16 protein-coding genes are annotated in these 20,126 nt (G+C 44.3%); 14 read left to right on the forward strand and 2 right to left on the reverse strand.

Going from position 1 to position 20,126, the window contains the following annotated elements; all coding sequences use genetic code 11:
* A partial coding sequence (locus tag QP775_RS00005) for a fibronectin type III domain-containing protein (protein WP_285102633.1) occupies positions 1-2,343 on the forward strand: 2,343 nt, incomplete at its 5' end.
* 238 nt (positions 2,344-2,581) lie between these two features.
* Positions 2,582-2,785 (forward strand): hypothetical protein, encoded by a 204-nt coding sequence (locus QP775_RS00010; protein WP_285102635.1) that lies wholly within the window; start codon positions 2,582-2,584, stop codon positions 2,783-2,785.
* An 86-nt stretch (positions 2,786-2,871) separates the two neighbouring features.
* On the opposite strand, the gene QP775_RS00015 is transcribed toward QP775_RS00010, so the two are convergent.
* On the reverse strand, positions 2,872-3,687 hold the full coding sequence (locus tag QP775_RS00015) for a DUF1836 domain-containing protein (protein WP_285102637.1): 816 nt from the start codon (positions 3,685-3,687) through the stop codon (positions 2,872-2,874).
* Positions 3,688-3,997: 310 nt separating this feature from the next.
* Between QP775_RS00015 and QP775_RS00020 the strand changes: the two genes are divergently transcribed.
* The 8 genes from QP775_RS00020 to QP775_RS00055 all read left to right on the forward strand — a co-directional run bounded on the left by QP775_RS00020 (position 3,998) and on the right by QP775_RS00055 (position 14,277).
* The gene (locus tag QP775_RS00020; RefSeq protein WP_285102639.1) at positions 3,998-5,302 is read left to right on the forward strand and encodes a hemolysin family protein; all 1,305 of its coding nucleotides are present in this window, start codon (positions 3,998-4,000) and stop codon (positions 5,300-5,302) included.
* Between the two features lie 137 nt (positions 5,303-5,439).
* Positions 5,440-6,705 (forward strand): GTP-binding protein, encoded by a 1,266-nt coding sequence (locus QP775_RS00025; RefSeq protein ID WP_285102641.1) that lies wholly within the window; start codon positions 5,440-5,442, stop codon positions 6,703-6,705.
* A 1,083-nt stretch (positions 6,706-7,788) separates the two neighbouring features.
* Complete coding sequence (locus tag QP775_RS00030; RefSeq protein WP_285102643.1) at positions 7,789-8,361, forward strand: hypothetical protein; 573 nt, start codon at positions 7,789-7,791, stop codon at positions 8,359-8,361.
* Positions 8,345-8,983: a DUF4269 domain-containing protein gene (locus QP775_RS00035; RefSeq protein WP_285102645.1), complete on the forward strand. Its 639-nt coding sequence runs from the start codon at positions 8,345-8,347 to the stop codon at positions 8,981-8,983. Before QP775_RS00030 ends, QP775_RS00035 begins: the two co-directional genes overlap by 17 nt.
* 399 nt (positions 8,984-9,382) lie before the next feature.
* Entirely contained in the window at positions 9,383-10,612 is a 1,230-nt protein-coding gene (locus QP775_RS00040; RefSeq protein WP_239326881.1) for a PucR family transcriptional regulator, read from the forward strand.
* 129 nt (positions 10,613-10,741) lie between these two features.
* Complete coding sequence (gene ald, locus QP775_RS00045) at positions 10,742-11,875, forward strand: alanine dehydrogenase (protein WP_239326883.1); 1,134 nt, start codon at positions 10,742-10,744, stop codon at positions 11,873-11,875.
* Positions 11,876-12,327: 452 nt separating this feature from the next.
* On the forward strand, positions 12,328-12,492 hold the full coding sequence (locus QP775_RS00050; RefSeq protein ID WP_239326885.1) for a hypothetical protein: 165 nt from the start codon (positions 12,328-12,330) through the stop codon (positions 12,490-12,492).
* 357 nt (positions 12,493-12,849) lie between these two features.
* On the forward strand, positions 12,850-14,277 hold the full coding sequence (locus QP775_RS00055; RefSeq protein ID WP_285102652.1) for a glycosyltransferase family 2 protein: 1,428 nt from the start codon (positions 12,850-12,852) through the stop codon (positions 14,275-14,277).
* A 233-nt stretch (positions 14,278-14,510) separates the two neighbouring features.
* Here QP775_RS00055 and QP775_RS00060 read toward each other — a convergent pair whose 3' ends face one another.
* Positions 14,511-15,827: a sigma 54-interacting transcriptional regulator gene (locus QP775_RS00060; protein WP_285102654.1), complete on the reverse strand. Its 1,317-nt coding sequence runs from the start codon at positions 15,825-15,827 to the stop codon at positions 14,511-14,513.
* A gap of 201 nt (positions 15,828-16,028) precedes the next feature.
* Between QP775_RS00060 and QP775_RS00065 the strand changes: the two genes are divergently transcribed.
* The 4 genes from QP775_RS00065 (at position 16,029) to QP775_RS00080 (ending at position 20,075) form a co-directional block, all read left to right on the forward strand.
* Positions 16,029-16,949, forward strand: coding sequence for a proline dehydrogenase family protein (locus tag QP775_RS00065; protein WP_285102656.1), 921 nt, complete (start codon positions 16,029-16,031; stop codon positions 16,947-16,949).
* 60 nt (positions 16,950-17,009) lie between these two features.
* Entirely contained in the window at positions 17,010-18,557 is a 1,548-nt protein-coding gene (pruA, locus tag QP775_RS00070; protein ID WP_285102658.1) for an L-glutamate gamma-semialdehyde dehydrogenase, read from the forward strand.
* Positions 18,558-18,962: 405 nt separating this feature from the next.
* Complete coding sequence (locus QP775_RS00075) at positions 18,963-19,409, forward strand: VanZ family protein (protein ID WP_285105634.1); 447 nt, start codon at positions 18,963-18,965, stop codon at positions 19,407-19,409.
* Positions 19,410-19,619: 210 nt separating this feature from the next.
* Positions 19,620-20,075 carry an NUDIX domain-containing protein gene (locus QP775_RS00080; RefSeq protein WP_285102660.1) on the forward strand — a complete coding sequence of 152 codons (456 nt, stop codon included), beginning with the start codon at positions 19,620-19,622 and terminating at the stop codon, positions 20,073-20,075.
* Positions 20,076-20,126: the final 51 nt, after the last annotated feature.

Raw genomic sequence — 20,126 nt, forward strand, 5'->3', positions numbered from 1 at the left:
TCCCCAGCAGTTACGATACAAGTGACTACCGACAGTGGAAGTGTGCCAGACGTGACACCGCCAACGGCGCCAACTAACGTCACAGTCGTATCAAAGACGTCAAATAGCGTGAATTTGAGCTGGACGGCATCGACAGACAATGTAGGCGTGACAGGGTACACGGTCACATATGGCCCGACTACAGTGACTGCTGCTGGAACAAGCGCGGCCATAACAGGATTAAGCGCAAATACAGCTTATACGTTTACAATTGTGGCGAAGGATGCGGCGGGCAACGTCTCCCCAGCAGCTACGATACAAGTGACTACCAACGCAAACAGTGGTGGTGTATGTGCGTCTGCGTGGGATGCAGCTGCGGTATACACGGGGGGCAATCGCGTAACTTACAACGGCAATGTGTATGAAGCAAAATGGTGGACGAAAGGTGAACGTCCGGATCAAGGTGGAGACTGGGGTGTGTGGAAACTAATCGGTCCATGCAGCTCGACGCCAGCACTCATTGTGCCTACTGAACGGACAGAATCAGCAGGAGCAACAATAATCGGAGGAGCGGGCTTATCGCCCGCTTTTCTGTCCCTCTCAAGCCAGTCAGCACTAGCCCAGCCAACTACTGCTGCGCTGCCAGCCGACAAAAAAGTGATTGTCGGCTATTGGCACAACTTTGATAACGGCTCCGGATTTATCCGTCTACGCGATGTCTCGCCCAACTTTGATGTGATTAATATATCCTTTGCGGAGCCGGTGAGTGGTCCATCCGGAGGGACGATAGGCTTTACACCTTACAACTACACAGAAGCGGATTTCAAAGCAGACGTGAAGTATTTGCAAACACAAGGTAAAAAAGTGATGATCTCCATTGGTGGAGCCAATGGCCAGGTGCAGCTCGTATCGGAACAAGCTAAAAATAACTTTGTAAATTCAATGACAAACATTATATCTTCGTACGGCTTCGATGGTTTGGATATCGACTTTGAAGGTCATTCTTTATACTTGAACGTGGGGGATAAAGATTTTCGCAGTCCGACGACACCTGTTATTACGAATCTAATTTCGGCTGTTCGAAGCTTGCACAACCACTTTGGGGATTCCTTTATGGTGACGATGGCACCTGAGACCTTCTTTGTTCAGGTCGGGCACAGTTTCTATGGTGGCAACGGAAATGGTATCGATAGCCGAGCAGGAGCATACTTGCCTGTAATTTATGGATTACGTGACATATTGGATTGGCTTCAAGTACAGCACTATAATTCAGGTCCAATCACAGCTTTGGACGGCACGTACTACAATATGGGGGATGCGGACTTCCATGTTGCAATGGCTGACATGGTATTAAGCGGATTTACAGTTGCAAACAACCCCAATTTGGTGTTCCCGGCGCTGCGTCAGGATCAAGTTGTAATCGGACTTCCGGCGAACGTTAACGCGGGCGGGGGCTATACGAGCGTAGCGGAAGTACAGAAAGGATTGAATTACTTAATGAAGGGCCAATCCTTTAATGGGCGTTATAAGCTGGCTAATCCGGCAGGCTACGCGGGGATTAGGGGCTTGATGACATGGTCGATTAACTGGGACAAATTCAATAACTTTGAGTTTTCCTCCAAGCATCGGACTTATCTCGACAGCTATCAGACGGGGCCTGATACACAACCGCCATCCGTACCAGCTAATCTTCAGGCAAACGGGGTTACCTCAAATAGCGTCAAACTGGCCTGGAGTGCCTCGACGGATAACGTAGGTGTTATTGCTTATGATGTATATCAGGGCGGCGTAAAGACAGCCACGGTTACAGGAACAACTTATCAAGCGATAGGATTAGCCGCAGATACTACCTATTCATTTAACGTTAGAGCAAGGGATCTGGCAGGGAATATATCCTCCCCAAGTCTTGAAATTCAGGTGAAAACACTTGTGGAGAACGGTGATGACCACATTCCTCCAACGGTACCAAGCAACGTGCAAGTTACCGCCAAGTCGGCTACTAGTGTGACATTAAGCTGGACACCGTCCACTGATAATGTAGGAGTTGTTGAATACTTGGTGAGTTACGGAGCACAAACAGTGAATCAAGCTGCACCAACTGTTCTAATCTCAGGACTGACTCCTAATACGCTATATTCTTTTTCGATAACAGCAAAAGATCTGGCTGGAAATGTGTCTCCGGCAGCAACGATTCAAGTGACAACCGATACAGCGAGTGGTACTACAGCCTGGAAAGCGGGCACTGCTTATAAGACAAACGATGAGGTAACATACAACAACGTGGTATATGTATGTGTACAAGGCCATACTTCTTTGCAGGGCTGGGAGCCTGCCAATGTTCCGGCATTATGGAGAAAAAAATAGAGAGAATGCAGCCTGGCTTATGCCAGGCTGTTTTTATAGGATAGTTACATGAACTGTCTCAAAATCTAATCTCTAACCGTTTTCATGGCGAACAATAATTTACGTGATAGCGGAAGACTAGATTGGAATGAGAAACGCCCAATGCAAGTTATTGATGTAAGCCGAGGCCAAGCGTGCTATTCATATTATACCCGCGCAGCTTGATAAGGAGCGGCACGATGCTTCCGCCGCTTTCGAAATGGAGTTTCCTATTACTGATCCTAACAGCAGCACTTCGGATACCGTGGAGCAATTTATACACGCTTTGACCTCAGACAATGTTTCATTTGAGCCTGCAGAAGATCGCATAAAAGGCAAATATATCGTGCTGAATCTGGATAAATTAACCCACGTTCAATCTTTGAGTAACAGTTTACAACCAAAAGGCAGTCGCATTTCATAAATGCGACTGCCTTTAATTTCATAGATGCTAGTCCTGCTGAAGTGTATTGTTTAATACTTGACTGGACTCAGACTTAAATGCTGTCGTCAAGGCGAGGTGAAATGATCAGGCTGAGTCAGCATCATCGTATGCAAGTAGCGCTTAGCTAGGTGCTGAAAGTACGTCGTCTGCACGGAAGTAATTGCGATCACCAATGCATTTCGAATCAGGATGCGATGTTTGTCCTGAATTTGGGCACACTTTGTCATATATTCATCTGTTTTCTTGACGATAATAAGTTCCAGTACATCGTCATGATGAAGACGCAGCGGATCATGACCGTGAACGTCCAGCACCTGATCATTATTTTGATCGAGCTCCTCATATAAAGAAGAGTAGATCTGATAAAAAGTTAACGGGCGAATCGGGTAATCTCCATTATGATCCTGTTGTTCGAACAATACGGACAAGAGCTGCCGTATCGCTTCAAAGCTCAGCGTTGCCCGTAGATCCTCTACAATCAGGATGATAGCAGCTTGCTGCAAGTCATACTTTTTCCCAACGCGTGGAGAACAGATCAATTCTTTGATATCCCGTTTAACCCAATTCTGTATCGATGTGATGGAAAAGCTCGTATATTCAACCTGATTGCCCAGTGACACGATTTCATTTAGCGATAGTCCCTCAGTGTGAAGGTTACTTCGAATCAATTTCTCTAATATGATAGGAAGCTTGGACGGCATCATTGTCATACTTGCGGAATCAGTGCCTTTGAATTGCTGGTATCGGCGCCACACTTCTTGGAGGATTAGTAGCGGGCTTTTGCCACTGGCTACGGACTCGGCGGATTCTCCTGAGTGAGAACGGTACAAAAATTGAAGCAGTGCGGACATTTGCTTCCGAGTTAGCATAAAGGACTCCATTGCTTGCCTCCTTCCGCGCATACACACAGCGTATGCGATATATGATTAACGGTAGCACTAGGCGAGCGTACAATCAAGTTTGCTTGTCATACCTGCTAAGAACTGCCCTTACATCATACAAAGACGACTAATCGCAAGTCAAAGGGAAATAGGAAGCATACCGACCGCTCAGGGATTCAATAACCACCGCTACGGGTTAATTATGACTTAATATGAACCGATTCAGACGTTGTGATTCTGTAGATAAGTTCATATAATAAGTTCAAATGAACTTAAAAATAGGTATCTCAAAGGAGAGAATCATTTAACAATGGAAGTTCCCACCCTAGAATTTATTCTTATCGCTGTATTAATTGCAATGACTGCATTTTTCGTAGCAGCCGAGTTTGCCATCGTTAAGATACGAACAAGTCGTATCGATCAGCTGGTGCTGGAAGGCAAGGCTAACGCATTAGCCGCCAAGAAGGTGATTAGCAATCTGGATGGCTACTTGTCCGCCTGTCAGCTAGGCATTACGATTACAGCACTTGGTTTAGGATGGTTGGGTGAGCCTACCGTTGAAAAGCTGCTCCATCCGTTGTTCGAAATTGCTGGTTTTCCGGAGCAGATCAACAAAGTATTGTCGTTTATTATAGCATTTGTTCTGATTACGTTTCTGCACGTTGTGGTTGGTGAATTGGCGCCAAAGACAGCAGCTATTCAGAAAGCAGAGCAAGTGACCCTACTCTTTGCCAAGCCGCTTATCATTTTCCATAAAGTTATGTACCCGTTTATTTGGATGCTGAATGGCTCTGCCAATGCGATTACACGCATGTTCGGTATGAAACCTGCTAGTGAGCACGAAGAAGCCCATTCAGAGGAAGAGCTGCAGATCATCTTAAGTGAGAGCTTTGAGAGCGGGAAGATTAACAATACGGAGTATGGTTATGTGAGCCGCATATTTGCATTTGATGACTTGTTAGCGAAAGAAATTATGGTTCCTCGAACAGATATGATTGCACTGGACGCTGATCTTACTGTCGATGAAAATATGGACATTATGAAGCAAGAAGAATATACCCGTTATCCAGTCATTAAAGAGGATAAAGATAACGTCATCGGTATGGTCAATACGAAGCAGATGTTCCTTGATTACAAGATCATTGCAGACGTCCCGGTTGAGCAGTTGATTCAGCCGATCATGACGGTATCAGAGGCGATGCCTGTCAAGAAGCTGCTGCGCAAGATGCAATTGGAACGTGCGCATATGGCGATTCTCGTCGATGAATACGGGGGAACATCGGGCATGATTACGATAGAAGATATATTGGAAGAGATCGTTGGTGAGATTAGGGACGAATTTGATGCTGAAGAGCGCGCTGAAGTAGAGCGAGTGGCAGAAGGTCATTATCGTGTCGATGGAAAAGTACTGTTGTCAGAAGTGAATGATTTGTTGGGTACCCATCTTGAAAGCGCTGATTTCGACACAATTGCCGGATGGTTGTATGATCGTTTCCCAGATGGAAAGCGTGGCAGCAAGATTACGGTAGAGGGTGTAGAATTTACGATTTTGGAAAAGGAAAGACATCGAATCCGTAAAGTTGAGCTCAAGAGAGCGGCTGATAGTACGGAGTAACTTAACATAACAAAGAGCCTGTCCCCTCTGGGGGCGGGCTTTTTGTTATGTTGAGCTTGACATTTGTTTGAGAGATGGATAAAATTCTTTTAAGTTGTTAATCGTAATAATTACGAATAAAAGAAGGGATGATAAGTATGAGTAATAGTGAATGGGAAGTGGGAGGCGGTTATGAGCCGATTCCTGTCACGGTGTTATGCGGCTATCTAGGTTCTGGTAAGACGACAGTTCTTAACCATATCCTGAAGCAGCGAGGGGGGATGCGTGTCGCAGTGATTGTGAATGATATGAGCGAAGTAAATATAGATGCAAAGCTGATTAAGTCAGGCTCTGCTTTGTCACGTACAGAAGAAAAGCTGATTGAGCTGTCCAATGGCTGTATCTGCTGTACACTTCGTGATGATCTGCTTCAAGAAGTGAGAAGATTGACTGAGGAAGGTAGATTTGATGCAATTGTAATTGAGTCGACTGGAGTGGGGGAGCCAATTCCGATCGCTCAAACCTTCACCTACATGGATGACAACTTGAAGATTGATTTATCAGAGCAGTGCCGGTTGGATACAATGGTTACTGTAGTAGATGCTTATCGCTTCTGGCATGATTTCTCATCGGGTGACAGTCTGCTGGAGCGCCAGCAGGCAGTCGGCTATGAAGATGAGCGTGACGTAGTGGACCTGCTTATTGATCAGATCGAGTTCTGTGATGTACTGCTGCTAAACAAGTGTGACATGGTTCAAACGGAGGAGCTCGATCAGTTGGAGCAGCTCATGCGCAAGCTGCAGCCAAGGGCGCGGATTATACGCACCGTTAAAGGCCAAGTGGATGTAAATGATATCCTTAATACGCATTTGTTTAATTTTGAGGCAGCTAGCATTTCCCCAGGGTGGATGCAGGAATTACAGCGTGAAGAGCATACACCGGAGACAGAGGAGTACGGCATTGGATCCATGGTATTCCGGAGTCGTCGCCCATTCCATCCCGAACGGTTAGGTCTTCTCTTTGAGGAATGGCCGGAAGCGATCATACGTGCCAAAGGCACATTATGGATTGCCTCGCGGAATGATATCGCAGCATCCATCAGTCAGGCCGGGGCTTCAATCCGCTTTGGTCCTGCGGGCTACTGGATTGCGGCCTTGCCTGACGATGAACGGCAGATCTATCTGGATGCGGAGCCGGATCTGGCGGCGAGCTGGGAGCCGCGTTGGGGGGATCGGATGACGGAACTCGTCTGTATCGGCATAGACTTGGATCGTGAAGTGATGAACAAGCGACTAGAAGACTGTGTGCTGCGTGTAGATGAAGTAGAGCTGGATTGGAGTTCCTTTCCTGATCCGCTGCCATCTTGGGATCAAGCGTTAGAACAAGTGGAGATGCAAGAAATCGGTACGGACGTAAGTAGGTAATGAATGACTTGAGGCCTACCTCAGTCGTAATAACGTCTTCTTATGAGAGCTCTGACTGCGACATAGTCTGGGCTCTTTTTCCTATCCAGCCTTGTACCTGAACAGCCTGTGCAGCCATAAACTGAAGCTAATCTTTAAGCTTGTATTGCTGTTTGCATATTAGTCAGTAACGATCGTGTAAGCGCTGCAGTGAATAAACGATACATTATAAAGACAAAGTGGAAAATAACAGGTCTCGTCATCATATTAAGCGCCAGCGATTCGCTATTTTATTATTTTGTCCTACATTAAAAATGTACAATGCTACAAATTCATTCACAATTGTTATCGTTAAATCTGAAATCTAACGTATGTTCAAGAAGAGTATTATGTGCTAAAGTAAATAACATGTTGCAAAAAGGAAATAACACCCAAAAGAAATGTGTGTTTGTAAGGAGTAACCTCAGTATTTCGGATGATCTTCCTATTTTGCCTTACATTCGCTGTGTGCTTGATAACTTTACTGTACCCGCTATATATTAGCGCACACTATTGCTGCATATGCTCCCCGCACGTATCCGCTATGCATGGACACAGTTGACCTTGCTTGGTCAGATGTTGTTAACCAGAGGGTCATGCTGCACACAATAATATGTAATCAACATTCTCCGTGTAACCATTGTTCATTTAGCTGTCTGTTGACAGTGCACAGGCTGAATACGCGCTAGGTGCACATTTCGCGACCATTACACATATCCAATGAAATACGTGAATATAGGATAGCAACAGAAGGATCGTTGTTGGGTAACGTAAACTAGACGATAAGGCCTAACAGGTATCTCGATTTCGAGAACAATGGGGCCGATATAATGACTATATGATATATATTATGGGGTTTGTTTAACCGTAATCACGGATTACTGTACGTAATATGCTGGTGGTCGGCTTTACCTGGGGTGCTAATCCAATTTTTGAAACTTTTTAATATGGTTTGTTTTATGACTTTCAGATAGGCTATATAGACTTTTGGCCTGTAGTGCCAGCGGTGTTCCTAGCTTTTCTGCAATGAATCTCATAATTATTTAAATTAATGGAGGCTTGTTTATGAGTCAACACGTTCAACAAGACCGGGTTATCACATACGACATGTCCTATAGCAGGGATGAGAGATATCGCGAAGTAGCTACTAATCCCGAGCAGATGCGAATGGGCGTTGCAGCAATGATTGCTCATTATGAAAAGACGGAAGATGAGATTACGGCAGGGCGAATTAGCATCTACTTGCGGATTCTAGGTGAGCTGGATGAAGGCGAAAAGTACGCACGTTTGGCGATCGGCGCATATCGGGAAGAGAAACGGCCAAGAGGTGTATACGTTAACAAAATCCGGCTCGCTCGCATTCTACATTGGAAGGGCGAATATAACGAAGCAGCTGACATACTGTTGTACTTAAAAACAACGTTGGAACGCGAGCATATTGCAGTCGATTTGTTAGATCTTATCTATTATGTAACTGGTGAAGTGAAGGTTGATCAGGGTCATTATAAAGAGGCGCTTTCCTTCTTAAAGGAAGCCAAACGATTGGGTGAGATTAAAAAGGATCACGAAGCGCTTGCAGCGACTGTAGCAGCAATAGCAAGGGCTGAACGATTGTTATCTGATGAGGTCGAATGCTAATAGGAACGGAATCGAACTGAAGTTAAGTGCAGTCAGAGGAGAATTTGTGAAAAAGATGCTAAAGTTTCTCAATATCGGTTATTTGCGCATCGGGACTTATCGACAGCAGGAAGCGTACAAAGCTCTGATCTCATCCCATATCATGGATATATTAGACCCTTACACCCCCATATTAGTGGGGACGATTCCACTGGAAATTGATCTACCGCACAGTGACCTTGATATCGCATGTGAAGTACATGATTTGCATGGCTTCAGACATGAGATGGAGGCGAGACTTCGTCCGTTTTCGCCCTTACATCTAGCTATAGGAGTCATAAATGGACAACCCTATATTACAATAAGTTTTACATATGAAGGTTGGGATATTGAAATATTTGGACAACCAGTCCCAACGACAACTCAGAACAGCTTTCGACATATGATAGTGGAATGGCGTTTGCTGGAGCTCATAGGAGAGAACGGTAAGCAGGATATACTTAACATGAAGAGGGCTGGTTTCAAGACAGAGCCTGCTTTTGCGGAGTACTTAAAGTTAGCAGGCAACCCTTATGAGTCACTGTTAATGTTGGCAGACCTAAGCGACGCTGCATTACAGCGGTTCGTAGAAGCAGCGCGATAAAGCAGGGATAACGTCGGTATCATAGAGAAACCTTCTGATTGAAGAACAGTTCGAAATAAATGTTATAGCAACTAAATTAAAGAATATATAAAGCACTGGCATGCTTCCAGTGTTTTTTATATTCTATTTTAATCGTATTAGGCTCAGCAATTCTTTTTGTACCTATGAACAGTGAACTAGCTGGGAAGGTTGTTTGAACTGTGTCTACTTGGAAATAACAAGTAAATACTGTATGAAGCAGGGATAATCTACTATCCCCATTCACTTACAAGAAATTAAAACTGTACTTTTGTTTCATTTTCTTCTAATATCATGGAGGGATTTACAAGATGTCATAGTAAAACACGGCTTTTGCATGTTACAATGGGGTCGTTCATTTTGGTGTAAGGAGTACAATGTATGAGTGTTGATCACAATCCGTTTGACCGACATTTTGACAGCCTAGAATCGATAGCAGATACGATAAGTGAAGTTGTGCAGTGTCCAGTTACGATCGAGGACGCTAGTCACAAGCTGTTGGCTTATAGTTCGCATGATCCGGAGACGGACCCAGCTCGGATTGCTACAATTATTGGAAGACGAGTTCCGGAAAATGTCATAAGCGCCCTTTGGAAAGAAGGGATTATTCAGCAGATCATGACAAGTCATGAACCCATCCGAATCTCACAAATAAGTGAGGTTGGGTTAGGTGATCGAATCGCGATAGCTATTCGCAATAACCAGGATGTACTTGGCTATATTTATATATTAGATAACAATCAACGTACAAATGAGACATCTCTGCAGTTGCTGCAGCAAGCAGCACAGGCTGCACGAACGAAGCTTGTCCAACTACAGACGCAGAATCGCAAGCAAGAACAGCATAACCATGATTTCTTCTGGCATTTGCTCACTCATGCTAACCAATCCGAGCCGGAAACTAAAGAACGTGCCTCGCAATTAGGAATTGCGCTGCCACCTCGGTATCAAGTGATTGTACTGGAGTTCGAGTCCGATATAAACGATAAGTTGAACCAGCAGATCCAGTACACCATTCGCACGGTCCAGCAAATTCGAATTGCGCTTCATGTGATCCACAATAACCGTTTAATTATGATGTGCGCACCCGGAGTTGGAAAGCATGCAGAACTGCATTACAAAGACGAATGCAGCAAATTTATTACACAACTAAAGCTCCGTTTTGGAGCTGTGCCTGTTCGTAGAGGCGGGGGCTTGTTTTATGAGCAGTACGTCTCCGTGGAGAAGAGCTACCAAGAAGCGTTAGTTGTCATTCAAATGAGAAATAAGTATCCGGAAGCACTGAGCGGCATAAATGACTATAATGAATTGGGATATTATCGCTATCTGCCTACGTTGGTTGTGGATAGAGAACGTAAACCGATCATCAACGAGAATCTCAATCGGCTTTGGCAATATGACGATGAACATAACAGCGATCTGTTGTATACATTGGAAATATTTCTAAATCAAGACAGTAATGTGAAAAAGGCGGCAGAGGTGCTGCATGTGCATACCAACACGTTGATGTACCGTTTAAAGCGTATTATGGAGATCGGTGATATCGACTTGAATAATATGGATCAGAAAGTAACAATGTATTTAGAGTTGAAGTTAAATAAATGGAAGTAACCAATATGGCACCTGTCTTTGTGTAAAACTACAAAGACAGGTGCTTTTTTTTGGAAATCAAGATAAGGTAGCGGGTCGCAAACTACCTTATACTGGAAAGAGACGACTTTAATTTCAGGAGGCTTGAAGATGCGGATTGGTGTGCCAAAGGAATTAAAGAATAATGAAAATCGAGTAGCCATTACACCGTCAGGTGTGGTTGCTTTGTATCAATCAGGTCATGACATCCTTATCGAGGACGGCGCAGGCACTGGCAGTGGCTTTACGAATGAAGACTATATTAGGGCTGGAGCAGAAATAGGTTCAAGTGCCGCTGATGTATGGTTTCGAGCTGATATGATATTAAAGGTGAAGGAGCCCATTCCTTCTGAATATGCTTATTTTCGATCAGGTCTTATTTTGTTTACGTATTTACATCTAGCTGCAGAGCCTGGATTAGCGAAAGCGTTGACAGAGAATGGGGTAACAGCAATTGCGTACGAAACAGTTGAAGTGAATCGGACGCTGCCTTTATTAACACCAATGAGTGAAGTCGCGGGACGGATGGCCGCCCAGATCGGGGCACAATTTCTCGAAAAATCTCATGGTGGAAAAGGAATTTTGTTGGGAGGCGTACCTGGTGTCAGACGTGGGAAAGTGTCTGTCATCGGTGGTGGTATCGTCGGTATGAACGCTGCCAAGATTGCAATAGGACTTGGAGCTGATGTTACAATCATCGATATGAATGCGGATAGGCTGCGGCAATTGGAAGATATATTCGGTTCATCCATTCATACTTTGATGTCTAATCCGCTTACGATTGCCGAAACAGTTGCCGAGTCAGACTTGGTCATCGGAGCGGTTCTGATCCCTGGAGCGAAGGCACCTAAGCTGGTAAGTGAAGCGATGATTCAGTCGATGCAGGCTGGCTCTGTTGTCGTTGACGTGGCCATCGATCAAGGGGGCATTTTTGAGACCGTTGATCATATTACAACTCATGACAATCCAACTTACGTTAAGCATGGCGTAGTTCATTACGCTGTTGCCAATATGCCAGGAGCAGTTCCGCGCACATCGACGATCGCATTGACAAATGCTACGATTCCATACGCCTTGTTAATGGCTAACAAAGGATTGGAACAGGCACTACGGGAGCATAAAGCTCTATTGGCAGGAGTGAATACGGCAGGAGGCGCTGTTACTTATTACGCAGTTGCCCGAGATTTGCATCTCGACTATGTTCCTGCAGCAGAAGCATTAAAGTATGTCTCTGTTAATTTGTAACAAGTCAGATGGAGAGAAACTAGGCAATACGATGTATACTTTTTAGCTGCAAACCCCAGTTCTTATATAAATGAATTTGGTAAGCGAATTCGTGACCCCTGCGCGAATTCGCTTTTTAAATTGTGCAAGTCAGTTGCTCTGATATCGAAATCGCTTGAGGTATATGCAGCAGTGCATGAATCTGGTAAAATAACGAAAACACCACTTTATGGCAAAAAAATGGAGGCATTGGAACTGAAAGCGAGACCACAGTTTATAGCCGTTTATGGAGCTGCTGGCAGTCTTTGCAGTCCTTGTGTGTTTAATAGGGTTAATGTATCGAACACTTATTACCGACAAATCTTCGCACGTTGTGCATCTCAAGTATTTGAACTGGTTTAGAATGGTATGTTTTCGCATCAAGGATGAATGGGAATAGCCACAATCCCCAGTTAGAAAGGAGGATGATCGTCATGTGGTATACGATTACGGCGTTGCTGGCAGCCGGGGTTACATGGATATGTTATCGCATATTTCAGAGGATCAGGCTACTGGAAGAGCAGAATGACGAGCTTCTGTTTCGGATTGAGCAGCTTGAAAGCAGGCGGATAATGGAGCCAGATCATTATGTATCTTAATGAATATACAATGGATAGGCAGCTATCACATTCTCATCTTGTTGTCTGTTTGTTAAAGATTTGATTAAGAAATTCAGAATTGCTGTACAAAAAAAGTACATTATATAGAATTAGTACTAGGAGCATAGATCAAGGTTGCTAGTGGTTTAAGTAAGATAACCTATTAGAAGTGATATAACTACTATTCCAGTAAACTGATCATTACATGTAAGACGACCTCTTCTGCTCCGTGCTTCAGATTTTTTCCTACCCACTTTCTAAGCTCACTGCGAGTAACACCTTCATCACAGCTCTATTTTAACTTATACATCAGGATGAAACACATAGATACATATATCGTGGAGGGAGACTGTACAATTGAATATTTCAATTATTATTCCAGTTCACAACAAAGTTGAGCAGTTGGAGCGGACCTTGGCGTTTATTAGCGAGCAACAGCATCGGGACGACATTGCGTATGAGGTAATTGTTGTGGATGACGGCTCAACAGAACCTGTTAAAGAGGTAGTAGATTCGTTTGTGTCGAAAATTAAAGCGTTAAAATATTTGTTTATTCCACGGGATAAATTCTCGTGCCGTTCCAGAACAAGAAATACAGGAGTTAATGAGAGCAGGGGAGATATCCTTGTGTTTTTGGATTGCGGGATCGTGATTCCAGCACATTTTGTGGATCGTGTCGCCGAGAGAATCGGCTTAAGCCAGAATACTGTTTTGTACCATTATATCCTTGGTGCATTTACAGACCCGGACAAAGAGGACATGTCGGTAATAGATGGAATTACACCTCACAATTTACAAGAAATAAGTGAGCGTTTGAAGTACCATCCGGCTTGGGAGGACATGAGAACGTCTCATTTTCACCTAGTTGAAAATAATTTAAACCGGATGGATGTACCGTGGACGATGGGCTGGAGCGGGGCAATAAGCGCATCCAGGGAAATTGTGCTGCAAGCTGGCGGCTTTGACGAATCGTTTAAAGGCTGGGGAGCAGAGGACACGGATTTCTCTTATCAACTTCACAAACAAGGCGCTGTTATGCATGCGACAGAAGATATTTGTGTCCTTCATTTGCCGCACCGCTCAGATGATCAGAAGCAGCTTAAGATTAAGTCGAGTTTTCTTAATCGAAAGAAAATGCACGTAAAAAATTATCAGTTTGATACGGAAATTTATCCGTACTCAGCTGACATGCATTTCGATCAGGTCATTTCTAAATTTAATCATCTCGTTGTGAAATACTATACGCCGGAATATGAGCTTTCCTTTATCGATACACTTAATACTAACTATATTGCCGGTTCAGAATGCTCACTTATTATTGGTGAGGACAGTATTGCACATCTTTCCGCGCTCCATACTTCTCATATTTTCATCCAGAATAAACACATACACCAAGCTTATACTGAACGGTTTGCTGCTAGGGAAGTTGTGTATCTGCTTGGGGTTGATACACCGTATGCTCGGGGGTATTTCGATACGATTGTTGTGACGGATTACTACCGCATGATCAGTGAACCTCTTGCTGGTTTAATGTTCAAAGAATGGTTCCGTATTTCCAAACGATTGATCTTAATCTACCATAAAGAGTACATTTCTTATCTCGCCAATGTGTCAGGATGGACTTGGCATAATTTAGAGGAAATCGAGCTAATTTTGCGGAGCAACAATTTAGGTTACGAGATCCAGGATCAGCTCGGTGATTATATCATAATTGAGGTAACTAAAGCTGTCAGCAAGCCAACCACATCTACGTCTTTAGCTGATCCGACTGCCGTAGGGAACTAGCTGACTAGGGAAATAGAAGGTGATTCGTAAGTGAGTCATCCGAAGACGTGTTGATGCATTGGTGACTGAGAGGCTAAATATTAAATAATTCATCAAACAAGCACAGCAATTTAAAGCTTGAACAAACATAAAGTGCCCTATATTCCACTGTATGATCAGCGGAATATAGGGCACTTATTTAGCTTTTGTTAATCTATTATGTTGTAAGGATTACTAGTTAAGAGGTACGGTTGTTACTCTAAGCCATACTGGCGCATTTTATAATAAAGTGCACCTCGTGAAATACTCAACATACGTGCCGCTTTGGCTTTGTTCCCAGCTGCTCGCTTCAGTGCATCCGCAATACGGACACGTTCCATCTCTTCTGAGTGCACGCTTAAAGGAACATCAGCCTCCGTCAACTCGGAAAGCGTTGTTAGCCTAGCGTAATCAGGCAGTTCGCGCACAGATACTGCGCCGGTTCCGTTTGAATGGGCCATAAAGCAGGCATGCTCCATGGCATTTGCCAACTGCGGCATATTTCCAGGCCAATCAAACGAAGTCAGTGCTGTCAATGCGTCGGAACCCAAGGGCGGCGACTGTGCATTCAACTTCTCTGCTGCTACGTTCAGGAACATACGGGACAGTTCAGGTATGTCCTGCTTACGTTCACGCAGGGCAGGCACCTCCTGCTGCAGCATCGCATAGTACAGCTCAGGAAGCCACTGTGACAATACGGACACTTCGAGTCCATTCGCTGCAGAAGCGATAATTCGACAGGATAACGATACAGTGGACGTGCCGCCTAATCTATAAAATTTACGATCTTGCAACATCTGATAGAGCTTTTCTTGGAGCGATTGGGGCAGCAAATGTATATCTTTGAGATACAAGACACCGTCCTTCGCTTGATCCAGCTTGCCAAGACGGACTTCATCACCTTGATACCCAAATAACTCTGCTTCCAGTAAACCGTGAGGAAGCGCACCACAGCTCACCGTAACAAACAGCCCCTGCAGCTGAAGCTGCTTATGAATCCATTGTGCGATTGCACGTTTGCCTACCCCTGATTCCCCCAATAGGAGCAATGGACGCTTATGTTCTACAACAAGGCAGGCCGCATGTACTTCTTCTGGCTTAAAAGGAAACACCGCAGAAGATAATTCCTCAGCTTCCGGTTTATTATACATTTCAGCGCTTAGCTTTACGTACTGCGTTACGTTGCTTTCGATAGAGATGGCGCCAATTAACTGTTCCTGTTCATCTCGCACGGGAGCGGCATTAATCATAACATGTACGCCGGGACGAGGTTCGTGATATACGTGATGTACTTCAGTACCGCTTTCCATCACTTGAAATAACATAATAGATTCCCGTTGAAAGAAGTCTCCAATTCGTTTGCCTACAATATCAGATCGTGCAATTCCGTATGTCTCTTCCGATACCCGATTCCAGTACTGCACGATTCCATCGGTATCCACGATCGTTACGGCGTCATTCGTTGTGTCTAATAGTCGCTGCAGCAGAGCATTTACATGTCTGCCAGACCAGGTATGTATCTCTTGTCCCATGATTTCCACTCCGGTTTCTGCTGTCTTTCAACTATTATGGCAAACGCCCCCTAGAAAATCAATCCATCTAACTCGTAAAACTTTTCCAAGTATTTCTTCAAAATCTATTTACATGTTCAACCAATTGTGATTATAATTAATCATCGAGGTTAAATGTGTACAAAAATTGAACACTTCAATGTTTAGGGGGAACTGTTCGACATGGAAAGCTTAATGCGAAATGCGTTTCTATTTCTGTCGAAGAATAAAGTGGCTAACCGCACCGCTAAGAAATATGGTCTCCGCTTTGGCGCCAAGCGGTTTGTAGCTGGTGTTCAAATTTCGGAAGCGGTTACAACTGTGCGTATGTTGAATGAGAAGGGGATCGTAGTTACACTGGATCACCTTGGCGAATTCATCTCCACACGTGAGGAAGCCATTGAAGCGACAGCATACAATGTACGTACGCTGCATGAGATTGCCGCTAGCGGCGTCAAGTCCAACCTGTCCTTAAAGATGACTCAGCTTGGTCTCGATATCTCTCGAGAGCTGTGCATGAGCAATATGCGTCAGATTTTGGACGCAGCCAAGCAGCATGGGAACTTTGTACGCATCGACATGGAGGATTACGCTCACAATGAAGTCACCCTAGACATTTTCCGTGAATTAAGAGAAGAATATGGCAAGACCGTCGGACTAGTTATACAGGCATATTTGTACAAGAGCCAAGCTGATATGGAACAATTATCGGTTTATAAGCCCAACCTACGACTTGTTAAGGGTGCTTATAAGGAATCACAAGAAGTCGCATTTCCACGTAAGGAAGACGTAGATCAGAACTTTATTCGTATTATTGAGCAGCACCTGCTGGATGGTCATTATGCAGCAATTGCAACGCATGATGATAACGTCATTAATCACGTCAAGCAATTTGTAAAGGACCATCGCATTCCGAACAGTCAGTTTGAATTTCAGATGCTGTACGGAATCAGGGTTCAAGCGCAGCAGGATCTTGCTAATCAGGGGTATACAATGCGTGTATATGTGCCTTACGGGGACGATTGGTATGGATACTTTATGCGAAGACTGGCAGAGCGGCCTGCCAATGTAGGTTTTGTCCTCAAGTCAATGTTTAAGTCGTGATATGACAAACGTACGGATATCTTCATTATATACATTCATTATTATTGGGAGGTACGAACTATGAGCATGATTGAATATCGTAACGAACCGTTCACTGACTTTACAATTGAAACGAACAAGCAAGCGATGGAGGCAGCCCTTCAACGCGTGGGAGCGCAGCTCGGTAGTACTTATCCATTAATAATAAACGGTGAGAAAATTAGCACGGAACGTGCGGGTACATCTATTAACCCTGGAAATACAGATCAAATTATCGGTTATGTGGCGCAGGCAGATCGTGAATTGGCTCTGAAGGCAATTGCCGCTGCGGATGCGGCATTCCAAGAGTGGCAGTATGTTGATCCAGCAGAACGTGCAGGATACTTATTTAAGGCCGCAGCTGTGATGCGTCGTCGCAAATTTGATTACTCGGCATGGCTCGTATATGAGGTTGGTAAGAACTGGGGCGAAGCAGATGCAGATGTAGCGGAAGCGATCGATTTCCTCGAATTTTATGCACGCGAGATGATTCGTCTGAGTGGCCCACAGCCATTGACGAAGCTTGCAGGCGAAGACAACCGCCTATCGTATATTGCACTTGGCGTAGGTATTGTAATCCCGCCGTGGAACTTCCCGCTTGCTATTATGGCGGGTATGTCCGTGGCAGCGATTGTGACGGGCAACACCGTTGTGCTAAAGCCAGCTTCTACTTCACCGGTCATCGCAGCAAAATTTGTCGAGCTAATGGAAGAAGTCGGCTTGCCGGCAGGTGTCTTGAACTTCATTCCGGGTTCTGGAGCTGAAATTGGTGACTTGATCGTGGATCACCCTCGCACACGGTTCGTATCCTTTACAGGCTCACGTGACGTTGGATTACGTATTAATGAACGTCTAGCCAAGCCTGCTGAAGGACAGATCTGGATGAAACGTCTAATCGCAGAAATGGGTGGGAAAGACGGCATTGTCGTCGATAACACGGCAAATGTGGAAGAAGCGGCTACCGCGATTGTAGCGTCGGCATTTGGATTCCAAGGGCAGAAATGTTCTGCTGGTTCCCGTGCAATCATTCATCAGGACGTATATGATGAAGTGTTGGAACTGGTGACAGCCAAGACGAAGCAGCTTCAAGTAGGATCTGCAGTCGCAAACGTAGCAATTGGTGCTGTTATCGACGAGAATGCATATCGTAAGACGTTGGAGTACATCGCGATAGGTGCCGAGGAAGGTAGAGTAGTAGCAGGCGGAGATGTAGCGGAAGGCAACGGCTACTACATTCAGCCGACGGTTATCGCGGATGTAAGCGAGAATGCACGAATCATGCAGGAAGAAATTTTTGGACCTGTACTTGCTGTTTGCAAAGCAGATGATTATAAGCATGCGATTCAAATATTTAACAACACGGAGTACGGGCTGACTGGCGCTGTATTCAGCGGCAATCGCGAGCATTTGGAGTATGCGCGGCAGCGTATGCACTGTGGCAACCTGTATTTTAACCGCAAGTGTACAGGGGCTCTGGTCGGGGTGCATCCATTTGGCGGATTTAACATGTCAGGTACCGATTCCAAGGCTGGAGGCCGTGATTATTTACTGCTCTTTACACAAGCAAAGCTGGTATCGGAGAAATATTAATTAAGGGGAATGCAAGCCTTCGTCTGGGAAATCCGACGGAGGCTTTTTATTGTAGTGACACATATTAGGAAATAGTAAGCGCTCACTCCTTCTATTTTTCAGGGGGTAACTGACATTAGGAGTTCACATGTTGTACGTTTCTGTAGAGAAAGCTGTTTTGATGTATAACTTTTTTCCTTGCTTGTTGGGGGGATTATCTATAATATCGATATGAAGACCGTTTTCTTGTACATGATCACCTAGCAGGAACGTGGTGTAGACAAAGGATTGGCCGCTGATGGGGATGTGGCAACTTTATTGAATAAGTAGCTTTCTACCTGCTGCTGAGAAAGTAGGTTGATACCGTTGACGCCTTTACAACGCAGAATTAAATGGAAGGCAAGTCTGACAATTGTGGGTTGGCTTGTGTTTATCCTATATGTACTCTACAGTACATACTTATTATTTTTCGGGTTTTATCGCAGTTATGGTTTAAGTGAGGGTTACTATCCTGTGAATTTAATACCATTAACAACAATATGGGAATATGCGATGCACATAACAGATTATCCTGTGTATGTGTGGTTTAACAATTTGATCGGTAATATTTTGTTGTTTGTTCCACTTGGAGCCCTTCTTCCGCTGCTGGTTAGAAGCTGCCGAGGGTGGGTAAGGATGATGCTGATTTCTTTCTTGATGACGATGTTTATTGAAGTGATGCAGTATATGCTTCAAGTCGGAACGCTTGACGTTGATGATATGCTGCTGAATGTATGCGGTGGTATGATTGGTTATGGTTGCTATAAGATCGTTCGTATGCTCCTTATTTCGTTATCACGTGTAGGCCCGCAGCAATCTCCTCCTTTACCATAAGTTCTCCTCCATCAGTCCATATCCCCAAACGACCTTTTCTATATTCTATTATTCATGTTTGAAACAATTAATAGCGTGGTGCATGTCGTTTATACCCTGAATAAGGAATAGTCTGGTAATTCCCTGTGAGATATGATAGAATGTAGAGCTTATATCATATCCAATATGAGCTGTTATCATCCTATTACAGTTGCAGAAGGGAATATTAACATGAAACCGATCCGTAATTCGACGAAAGCTATTATACAGCGTTCAGGTCACCTGTTACTAACGCAGAACATAGACCAAGAGGGTCTGTTTTATTTGTTTCCAGGCGGTGGTCAAGAACACGGTGAGCAGCTAAATGAAGCACTTATACGGGAGTGCATGGAAGAGATCGGACAGAACGTAGTTGTAGGCGAGTTAACCCATATCCGTGAGTATATTGGTGCCAATCATCAATTCAGTCTAGTGGATGGGGACATCCACCAAGTCGAGTTTTATTTTGCCTGTGAGTTGGAACATGAGGCAGATACTTTTATAGGCACCAATCCTGATGAATATCAAGTTGGTGTTGAATGGATAGCCATCGACAAACTGCATGAGATTCGTTTATATCCGGAACAACTAGGTCATATTTTGCAAGGAAAGAGACCTGCTGTCTGTTACTTGGGAGATACGAATTAGTAACTTTTTCAACAATTATAGGAACGTATGAACGAATCATGCGTTATATAT

It is taken from the genome of Paenibacillus sp. UMB4589-SE434 (genome assembly GCF_030226685.1).
Taxonomy (GTDB): Bacteria; Bacillota; Bacilli; order Paenibacillales; family Paenibacillaceae; genus Paenibacillus_B.

Excerpts from the sequence above, each read along its gene's own strand:
- QP775_RS00050 (WP_239326885.1), top strand. The coding sequence starts at position 12,328 with ATGTGGTATACGATTACGGCGTTGCTGGCAGCCGGGGTTACATGGATA.
- QP775_RS00025 (WP_285102641.1), top strand. The coding sequence starts at position 5,440 with ATGAGTAATAGTGAATGGGAAGTGGGAGGCGGTTATGAGCCGATTCCT.
- QP775_RS00065 (WP_285102656.1), top strand. The coding sequence starts at position 16,029 with ATGGAAAGCTTAATGCGAAATGCGTTTCTATTTCTGTCGAAGAATAAA.
- QP775_RS00035 (WP_285102645.1), top strand. The coding sequence starts at position 8,345 with ATGAGGTCGAATGCTAATAGGAACGGAATCGAACTGAAGTTAAGTGCA.
- QP775_RS00080 (WP_285102660.1), top strand. The coding sequence starts at position 19,620 with ATGAAACCGATCCGTAATTCGACGAAAGCTATTATACAGCGTTCAGGT.
- QP775_RS00020 (WP_285102639.1), top strand. The coding sequence starts at position 3,998 with ATGGAAGTTCCCACCCTAGAATTTATTCTTATCGCTGTATTAATTGCA.
- QP775_RS00040 (WP_239326881.1), top strand. The coding sequence starts at position 9,383 with ATGAGTGTTGATCACAATCCGTTTGACCGACATTTTGACAGCCTAGAA.
- ald (WP_239326883.1), top strand. The coding sequence starts at position 10,742 with ATGCGGATTGGTGTGCCAAAGGAATTAAAGAATAATGAAAATCGAGTA.
- QP775_RS00010 (WP_285102635.1), top strand. The coding sequence starts at position 2,582 with ATGGAGTTTCCTATTACTGATCCTAACAGCAGCACTTCGGATACCGTG.
- pruA (WP_285102658.1), top strand. The coding sequence starts at position 17,010 with ATGAGCATGATTGAATATCGTAACGAACCGTTCACTGACTTTACAATT.
- QP775_RS00030 (WP_285102643.1), top strand. The coding sequence starts at position 7,789 with ATGAGTCAACACGTTCAACAAGACCGGGTTATCACATACGACATGTCC.
- QP775_RS00015 (WP_285102637.1), bottom strand. The coding sequence starts at position 3,687 with ATGGAGTCCTTTATGCTAACTCGGAAGCAAATGTCCGCACTGCTTCAA.
- QP775_RS00060 (WP_285102654.1), bottom strand. The coding sequence starts at position 15,827 with ATGGGACAAGAGATACATACCTGGTCTGGCAGACATGTAAATGCTCTG.